This is a genomic window from Bacteroides sp. 2201st1_D9_2201SCRN_220225 (assembly GCF_040928965.1).
Lineage (GTDB): Bacteria > Bacteroidota > Bacteroidia > Bacteroidales > Bacteroidaceae > Bacteroides > Bacteroides stercoris.
In genome coordinates this window covers 1-8,540 of the sequence record NZ_JBCODG010000112.1, presented here as the reverse complement: position 1 = coordinate 8,540, position 8,540 = coordinate 1, and the positions used below count along the sequence as shown (strand labels likewise).

At 43.8% G+C, this 8,540-nt stretch carries 5 protein-coding genes, 1 tRNA gene and 1 pseudogene; all 7 read left to right on the top strand.

Going from position 1 to position 8,540, the window contains the following annotated elements; all coding sequences use genetic code 11:
- The first annotated feature begins 92 nt into the window (after positions 1–92).
- A complete protein-coding gene (locus AB5903_RS21200; protein ID WP_117899606.1) occupies positions 93–1,232 on the top strand; it encodes a fimbrial protein in 1,140 nt (379 codons plus the stop codon).
- Positions 1,233–1,587: 355 nt separating this feature from the next.
- A complete protein-coding gene (gene carB / locus AB5903_RS21195; RefSeq protein WP_005658348.1) occupies positions 1,588–4,815 on the top strand; it encodes a carbamoyl-phosphate synthase (glutamine-hydrolyzing) large subunit in 3,228 nt (1,075 codons plus the stop codon).
- Between the two features lie 75 nt (positions 4,816–4,890).
- Positions 4,891–5,523, top strand: a complete 633-nt coding sequence (locus AB5903_RS21190) for an HAD family phosphatase (RefSeq protein WP_272710934.1) — start codon at positions 4,891–4,893, stop codon at positions 5,521–5,523.
- A 29-nt stretch (positions 5,524–5,552) separates the two neighbouring features.
- Positions 5,553–6,113, top strand: a complete 561-nt coding sequence (locus AB5903_RS21185) for a sugar O-acetyltransferase (RefSeq protein ID WP_016661675.1) — start codon at positions 5,553–5,555, stop codon at positions 6,111–6,113.
- Positions 6,114–6,243: 130 nt separating this feature from the next.
- Positions 6,244–6,318 (top strand) — tRNA-Val (locus AB5903_RS21180).
- 195 nt (positions 6,319–6,513) lie between these two features.
- Positions 6,514–7,791 carry a phage integrase SAM-like domain-containing protein gene (locus tag AB5903_RS21175; protein WP_368118240.1) on the top strand — a complete coding sequence of 426 codons (1,278 nt, stop codon included), beginning with the start codon at positions 6,514–6,516 and terminating at the stop codon, positions 7,789–7,791.
- Positions 7,792–7,972: 181 nt separating this feature from the next.
- Positions 7,973–8,540: pseudogene (locus tag AB5903_RS21170) on the top strand (DNA polymerase III subunit beta); the annotation flags it as partial.

Here is an 8,540-nt window from a genome sequence, read left to right as displayed (position 1 = left end):
GATCTAAATGATCCCCTGATTCCGGGGCTTTTTGATTAATTGTTTAACTCGTCCCATTTTAACGGGACACTAATGATGTAATTAAGAAAATTATGAAACAAAAGAATGCAATTTATTTAGTGGTGGCTTTTGCGACTTTCGCCATATTCTCATGCTCCAAAGAAGAAATCATCGATTTGGATAACAATGCTCCGGGACAAAAAGCCGTTATTTCGATTAAAGTAGTAGGTGCGGGCAACAATTTGGCACAATCCAGAGCTGCGGGCGCTGCTGCCACTACCGATGCTGTAATTAATGATTATGTCGCATTTACTTTCCGTGAGGGTGGTGCTTTGGATAATACCCCTTTTTATGTGCGTTTTGATCCTAATCAGCCCGGCGACGCCGAGGAGCCAAGACTTGGTATTGGAACAACTGCTGCCAAAAAAGTGTATATAATAGCCAATGTCGGTCCTCTTGCCGACAGTCCCTTTGCCAATGTAAAAACAGAAGCAGAACTTCTGGCAGTTACCGGTGATTTAATGGAAAATAGCAATGTGACAACTCAGACGGAAGATAATCTTTGGATGTCCGGAGTGAATGATGTCTCTTTTTCTACTTCTCCGGACGGTTATATATATGGTGGCACTACTGTTTCGCTAAACTTTGTTGCGGCAAAGATAGAACTGGTTGTTCAAGATGAACGTGAGAACCGTACCGGTGGCGATATTGAGATTACAGATAAAAGTGTTGCATTGCTGTTTGCCGGTAAAAGTGGGAAATTCTTTGGTACCGATACGGAAAAAGCGGTTCAGACCGAGTTCTATTCAGGTGATGTTTCTTATAGTTCTTTTTCTGCCGGTTCCGCCACAGAATCTACTGTTTTGAAAGATGCGGTACTCACTCCTTTCACACTGAATCAAGGCCGTACGGTTTTCAATCATTTTTATACATTTGCCAATAACGGTACGAGTAAACCGACCATCCTTTCCATTCAGTCGGAAATAAGAACGATAGGCAGTAATGTTCCGACTCCTGTTTATTATCCGATTCAATTTACAAAAGCAGATGCCGGATACACTATCGAGGCAGGGAAACATTACACAGTAGAGATTTATTTGGGCGGTAATGTAGCGGGAGGTGGCGGTGCCGGTTCGCTCGATCCGGAAAAGCCGATAGTTCATAGTAATATGACCTATGTGATTACATCTGCCAAATGGTTTCCCGTAACCGTAAGTAAATCTTTCCATTAATTTCATTGTATAACACTCTTTATATTTCCAGTGTACCGGTTGCGATACTCACCGGTGTGACCGGTTGCAAAAGTAACTGCTATTTTCAGGTAATAAATTTATTTTTCGGATTAATTTGCTCAAATCGTAAATAAGTCGTTACTTTGCAGAAATTTTAGAGATAACTATGCAATCGCAGGAAAAGAGAAGTACATATAACCTACGTTCGAATGAATTTCATTCGCTGGCTGTCGGTTTCTCTTTTTCCGAAAACGATATTTTTAGTTCTTTGGTAATGCGTTAATCCTTATTCGGGGTAACGCATTTTTTTTGTGCCGGAATGTGAAGAATGAACTTAAATAGACAATAAGAGAATATGGAAAAGAATTTGAAGAAAGTGCTTGTCTTGGGCTCGGGTGCGCTCAAGATCGGTCAGGCCGGAGAGTTTGATTATTCCGGTTCGCAAGCTTTGAAGGCTTTGCGCGAAGAAGGTGTGGGTTCGGTATTGGTAAACCCGAATATTGCTACAATTCAGACATCAGAAGGTATTGCCGATAAAGTTTATTTCTTGCCGGTAACTCCTTATTTCGTAGAAGAAATCATCAAAAAAGAACAGCCGGACGGCATTCTGCTGGCTTTCGGCGGACAGACTGCGCTGAACTGCGGTACGGAACTTTACCTGAACGGTACTTTGCAGAAATACGGCGTGCGTGTGTTGGGTACTTCGGTAGAGGCTATCATGTACACGGAAGACCGCGACCTCTTTGTGAAGAAGCTGGATGAGATTCCTATGAAAACTCCGAAGAGCCACGCTGTGGAAAGCATGGAAGATGCCTTGAAAGCTGCCCGCGAAATCGGATATCCGGTAATGGTACGCTCGGCTTATGCTTTGGGTGGTTTGGGCAGCGGTATCTGTCCGGACGAGGAAGCGTTTGTCAAACTGGCTGAAAGTTCTTTCACGTTCTCCAAGCAAATCCTGGTGGAAGAATCCCTGAAAGGTTGGAAAGAAATCGAATTCGAGGTAATCCGCGACGCCAACGACCACTGCTTCACCGTAGCAAGTATGGAAAACTTCGACCCTCTGGGCATCCATACCGGTGAGTCTATCGTGGTTGCTCCTACCTGCTCGCTTACCGACGAACAGGTGAAGATGTTGCAGGAACTTTCTACCAAGTGTATCCGTCACCTCGGCATCGTGGGTGAATGTAACATTCAGTATGCGTTCAACGCCGAAACCAACGACTATCGCGTAATCGAGGTGAACGCCCGCTTGTCTCGTTCTTCTGCATTGGCATCCAAAGCTACCGGTTATCCGCTTGCTTTTGTTGCCGCCAAGATTGCATTGGGTTATACGCTTGACCAAATCGGTGAAATGGGAACTCCTAATTCTGCTTACGAAGCTCCGCAATTGGACTACCTGATTTGTAAGATTCCCCGTTGGGATTTGACGAAGTTTGCAGGTGTGTCTCGCGAAATCGGTTCAAGCATGAAGTCTGTAGGTGAAATCATGTCTATCGGCCGTTCTTTCGAGGAAATTATCCAGAAAGGTTTGCGTATGATAGGTCAGGGCATGCACGGCTTTGTGGGTAATGATAGTGTGGAATTCGAAGATTTGGATCACGAATTGGCTCACCCCACCGATCTGCGTGTGTTCGCTATCGCCCAGGCTCTGGAAAAAGGCTATACAATCGACCGTATCTTTGAGCTGACGAAGATTGACCCTTGGTTCCTCGGCAAACTGAAGAACATTGTAGACTATAAGAATAAACTCTCACAATATAATAAGGTGGAGGATATTCCTGCCGATGTGCTGCGTGAAGCGAAAGTGCTCGGTTTCTCCGACTTCCAGATTGCACGTTTCGTGCTGAATCCGGAAGGTAATATGGAAAAGGAAAACCTTATGGTACGCGCCCGTCGTAAGGAACTGGGTATTCTTCCGGCTGTAAAACGTATCAATACCGTCGCTTCCGAGCATCCGGAACTGACGAACTACCTTTATATGACGTATGCCGTACAAGGGTATGATGTGAACTATTATAAGAATGAAAAATCGGTAGTTGTATTGGGTTCGGGAGCTTACCGTATCGGGTCTTCCGTTGAGTTCGACTGGTGTTCGGTGAACGCTATCCAGACTGCACGCAAGTTGGGGTACAAATCCATCATGATTAACTATAACCCCGAAACAGTATCTACCGACTACGATATGTGCGACCGTCTGTACTTCGACGAACTTTCTTTTGAACGTGTGCTCGATGTTATAGACCTCGAACAGCCGCGCGGCGTAATCGTATCCGTAGGCGGTCAGATTCCTAACAATCTGGCAATGAAACTCTATCGTCAGTCTGTTCCTGTATTGGGTACTTCGCCTGTTTCTATCGACCGCGCAGAGAACCGTAATAAATTCTCTGCCATGCTTGACCAGCTCGGCATCGACCAGCCGGCTTGGCAGGAACTTACCAGTCTGGAAGATGTGAAGGGCTTCGTTGAGAAAGTAGGCTATCCGGTATTGGTGCGTCCGTCGTATGTGCTTTCCGGTGCTGCAATGAATGTATGCTACGATGAAGAAGAATTGGAGAACTTCCTGAAAATGGCTGCCGAGGTTTCCAAGGAATATCCGGTAGTGGTTTCCCAGTTCCTGCAGAATACGAAAGAGATTGAGTTCGATGCCGTGGCACAGAACGGCGAGGTGGTGGAATATGCCATTTCCGAGCATGTTGAGTTTGCCGGTGTGCACTCCGGTGACGCTACGCTGGTATTCCCGGCACAGAAAATTTACTTCGCTACGGCACGCCGTATCAAGAAAATCAGTCGTCAGATTGCAAAGGAACTCAATATCTCCGGTCCCTTCAACATTCAGTTCCTGGCACGTAACAATGAGGTGAAAGTTATCGAATGTAACCTGCGTGCTTCACGTAGTTTCCCGTTTGTATCCAAAGTGCTGAAACGTAACTTTATCGAGACGGCCACGAAGATTATGCTGGATGCTCCTTACTCTCGTCCGGACAAGTCGGCGTTTGACATCGACTGGATTGGCGTGAAGGCTTCCCAGTTCTCATTCTCCCGCCTGCATAACGCAGACCCGGTATTGGGCGTAGATATGTCTTCTACGGGGGAGGTAGGCTGTATCGGCGACGACTTCTCCGAAGCATTGCTGAATTCCATGATTGCTACCGGTTTCAAGATTCCGCGTCCAGAAAAAGGTGTGATGTTCTCTTCCGGTGCAATGAAATCGAAAGTGGACTTGCTGGATGCCAGCCGCATGCTTTTTGCGAAGGGATATAAGATTTACGCTACGGCAGGTACCGCTGCATTCCTCAATGCGCACGGTGTAAGCACCGAAGCTGTGTTCTGGCCGGATGAACGTGCCGATGCGGAGAATAATGTAATGACAATGATTGCCGAACATAAGTTCGACTTGATTGTAAATATTCCGAAGAACCACTCTAAACGCGAGCTGACCAATGGTTACAAGATTCGCCGCGGTGCTATCGATCATAATATTCCGTTGATTACGAATGCCCGTCTGGCAGGTGCTTTCATTGAAGCTTTCTGTGAGATGAAGATGGAAGATATCCAAATCAAGAGCTGGCAGGAATATAAATAAGCCGGTTGATATATTATTGTAATAAAGCGGACATCCGGCAACGGGTGTCCGTTTTCCTTAAATAAGCATTGGTATATGATAAAGAATATATTATTTGATATGGGCGGTGTGATATTCCGCCAGAATTCGGAAGAGGCTTTCCGCCGTTTTCGTGAAGCAGGAGTGAATACGGATGAGTATATGGGAGAATACGGCCAAAAGGGATTTTTCCTGGATGTAGAGACGGGAAAGATTGATGCCGGTGAGTTTTGCCGGAGAATGGCTGAGGCTGCCGGGCGCGAATCTGTCGGTTGGGATGAGGCGCAATATTGCTGGCTGGGCTTTATACGTGATGTGCCTCTGAACCGGCTTCACAATTTATTGAAGTTAAAAGAGGAATATCACATTTGCCTGCTTAGCAATACTAATCCGTTTATTATGGCTTTTACCCGCAGTGATAAGTTCAGTGACGAACATAAACCGATAAGCGATTATTTTGATACGCTGTTTTGCAGCTATGAAATGCAGGCTTACAAGCCTGAATCGGATATTTTCCTGAAAGCATTGGCTGCTGACGGTATGAAAGCTGAAGAAACGATATTTGTAGATGATAGTTTAAAGAATATCAAGGCGGCGGAAGCGCTTGGCATACGCGGATTGCATGTGGCTCCCGATGAAGACTGGATGGAGAAACTGACGGCATTGCTGCATATATGTAATGGCTTGTAGTATATTGTACAATAAAAATGGATAAGAATATGGATGAGGTAGATAAAATGCGGAGTTCACAATTGGCGAATACGGCTTCCCCGGAAATTCAAGAGCGTTTTAAACGTGCGAAAAAACTGTTGCTGAAGCTGAACGCTATGAGCGGTTATGAGGAAGAATGCCGGAGCGTATTGGAAGAATTGATACCCGGTATTCCAGCTTCTGCCACTATTTGCCCGCCTTTTTGTTGCGATCATGGTGATGGTATCCGCCTTGGGGAACATGTCTTTATCAACTCCAATTGTACTTTTCTGGACGGTGGCTATATCACTGTTGGGGCATATACGCTGATAGGGCCTTGTGTGCAGATTTATACCCCTCAACACCCGTTTGATTATCTGGAGAGGCGTGTAGAGCAGGAGTATGCCTATCCGGTGACGATAGGTGAAGATTGCTGGATTGGCGGTGGCGCTGTTATTTGTCCCGGGGTAACTATTGGCGACCGTTGCATTATAGGTGCGGGAAGTGTAGTGACCAAAGATATTCCGTCCGATTGTGTGGCTGTTGGGAATCCGGCAAAGGTAATCCGCAAAAATGATATAAAAAAGTGATGCGGCTAATTGCTTGAAATTCAATAGTAGTTAATATTGTGTGAAAAAAAACTTGAAAAATAAATGGCGAAAGTTTTGGTAATTTCAAAATAAGCTGTACCTTTGCATCGCTTTTGAAACGGAAGTGTACGGGCGTTTAGCTCAGCTGGTTCAGAGCATCTGCCTTACAAGCAGAGGGTCGGCGGTTCGAATCCGTCAACGCCCACACGAGCAAAAGTCTTCTATGAGGCTGATTACTAAGGAAATAATTATTGGTTACGAGCTGATGCGTTTTGCGTCGGCTCTTCCTTTTTTGTCAAACGGCTCTTATTTGAGCCTGTTTAAATGCAAATAAGGGTGGGTTTTCTTATAACTATCTTATAACATTTCGATGCAATGCTGCCAATTTTGGAAATGAAGTATGGCAACATTTAAAGCAGTGGTGTTTCAAGGTGGCCGTCATCTGAAAAAAGATGGCACTACCAATGTTAAAATAAGGGTCTATCATAACAGTTCGGCCCAGTATATTCCTACAGAATATTTCATAGAGCCTGATTTAATGAATGAGGATGGTTCAATATCTTCATTATCAGCGAATAGTGAGAATTTGAACTATGAAATAACCAATCTGGTACAGAAGTATCGTGGCGCATATATAAAGCTTGGCAGTACCCGAACGGCAAAAATGAGCTGTTCGGAGTTAAAAGAAGAAGTGTTGAAAATAGCTTCTCCTGAAAGTGAATTTATTGATTTTGTGGAATTTGCAAGAGGAATTATAACAAAAACAGTTAAAAGAAAGACTGCCAACTGGTATGAGTCATCCCTTAATGCTTTTATTGCTTTCTATGGTTCTGAGCGTATTGATGCCAAGGATATAAAATCGAAAACCTTGGAAAGTTTTAAAGAATACCTTGAGAATCGGGTAATCATAGTTAGGAGCAAAGCTGATGGAGTTGCTGATATGCAGCGGAGAATGGAGCCGGGTACAGTCAATAATTACCTTCGCGGTATCCGTTCTTTGTATAATAAAGCAAGGAAGCATTTCAATAATGAAGATTATGATATAATACGTATCCCGAACAATCCTTTTTCTCGTGTTGTGATACCGGAGTATATACGGAAACGGAAAAGCCTGCCGATAGATGCCATTAAAAGGATTAGGGATGCCCGGTTTGATAATCCACGTACAGCCATGGCACGTGATGTCTTTATGATGTTGTTCTACCTGATGGGTATTAACATGAAAGATTTTTTCTCTTTGGCCAACGAGACTTACGGCAGGGTTGAATATAGGCGCTCAAAAGAGACGACGATAGACAACAAGAGTTATGTACCTTTATCTGTAAGGGTGGAACCGGAGCTACGCCCTCTGCTTGATTATTATAGCAATGGTACATTCTTGTCTTATTTCCGTATGAGATATACCGACTATAATAATTTCCTGAAAGCGGTCAATAAGGAGCTGAAGCTGGTTTCCAAGCAGCTTGGATTAGGGGTACAACTATCTACCAACTGGGCCCGCCATAGTTGGGCAAGTATAGCAAGAAATAAAGCCGGGATAGCCAAAGCGGATGTTGATTTTTGCCTTGGGCACGTGAACAATGATTTTAAAATGGCAGATATCTATATTGATATTGATTATTCCATTTGCGACAAGGCAAATAGGGCTGTTTTGGACCTTTTGAAGAAAAATGAATAAAAAAAGTCTGAAAAAGTTTGTTGTGAAATAAACTCTTTCTATATTTGCACCGAGCAATTGGTTACGAGCTGGATAAAATACTATATTTATCCGGCTTTTGCTGTTTATAACATGTTGAAAACAGCATTTTTCACTTCTAACACATTCTTCTCTTTGCTATGTGCCATAAAACAAATGACACATGGAAATACTTGTTTCAAAAACAGCATTATTAGACAAACTGAAATCAGTAGGCAGAATCATTCAGCCAAAGAACACATTGCCGGCTTATGACAATTTTTTGTTTGTCATTGACGAATCAGGCTTTATTCAAGTAACGGCCGGTGAGGAAGGTGGCCGCATATCTACCAATGTGGATGGCAAGGCGGATTTCGTAAACCGTTCTTTTCTGGCAAGTGCCAAGACATTATTGGATGGTTTAAAAGAAATGTCCGAACAGCCTTTAACCATTTCTATTTATGAAAAGGAAATGGTAGTCAAGTACGCAAACGGAAAATTCACCATGCCTATTGAGGATGGCAAGCAATATCCGGAAATGAATATTGATGATAGTAGTCATTCGTTTCTGTTATCAGGTAATGATTTGCTGTATGGGGTTCGCCAAGTTCAGTTCTGCAGTGCAAATGACGAACTTCGTCCTACGATGAACGGAGTCTATTTTGACATAGATTTGGAAAAGACTTCTTATGTCGGTACAGATGGCAGTCGGTTGGCAATGGTTGAACTGCCGGCTTCATATACACATAAGG

Coding starts and splice junctions, on each gene's coding strand:
- AB5903_RS21185 (WP_016661675.1), top strand. CDS start 5,553: ATGGATGAGGTAGATAAAATGCGGAGTTCACAATTGGCGAATACGGCT.
- AB5903_RS21200 (WP_117899606.1), top strand. CDS start 93: ATGAAACAAAAGAATGCAATTTATTTAGTGGTGGCTTTTGCGACTTTC.
- carB (WP_005658348.1), top strand. CDS start 1,588: ATGGAAAAGAATTTGAAGAAAGTGCTTGTCTTGGGCTCGGGTGCGCTC.
- AB5903_RS21190 (WP_272710934.1), top strand. CDS start 4,891: ATGATAAAGAATATATTATTTGATATGGGCGGTGTGATATTCCGCCAG.
- AB5903_RS21175 (WP_368118240.1), top strand. CDS start 6,514: ATGGCAACATTTAAAGCAGTGGTGTTTCAAGGTGGCCGTCATCTGAAA.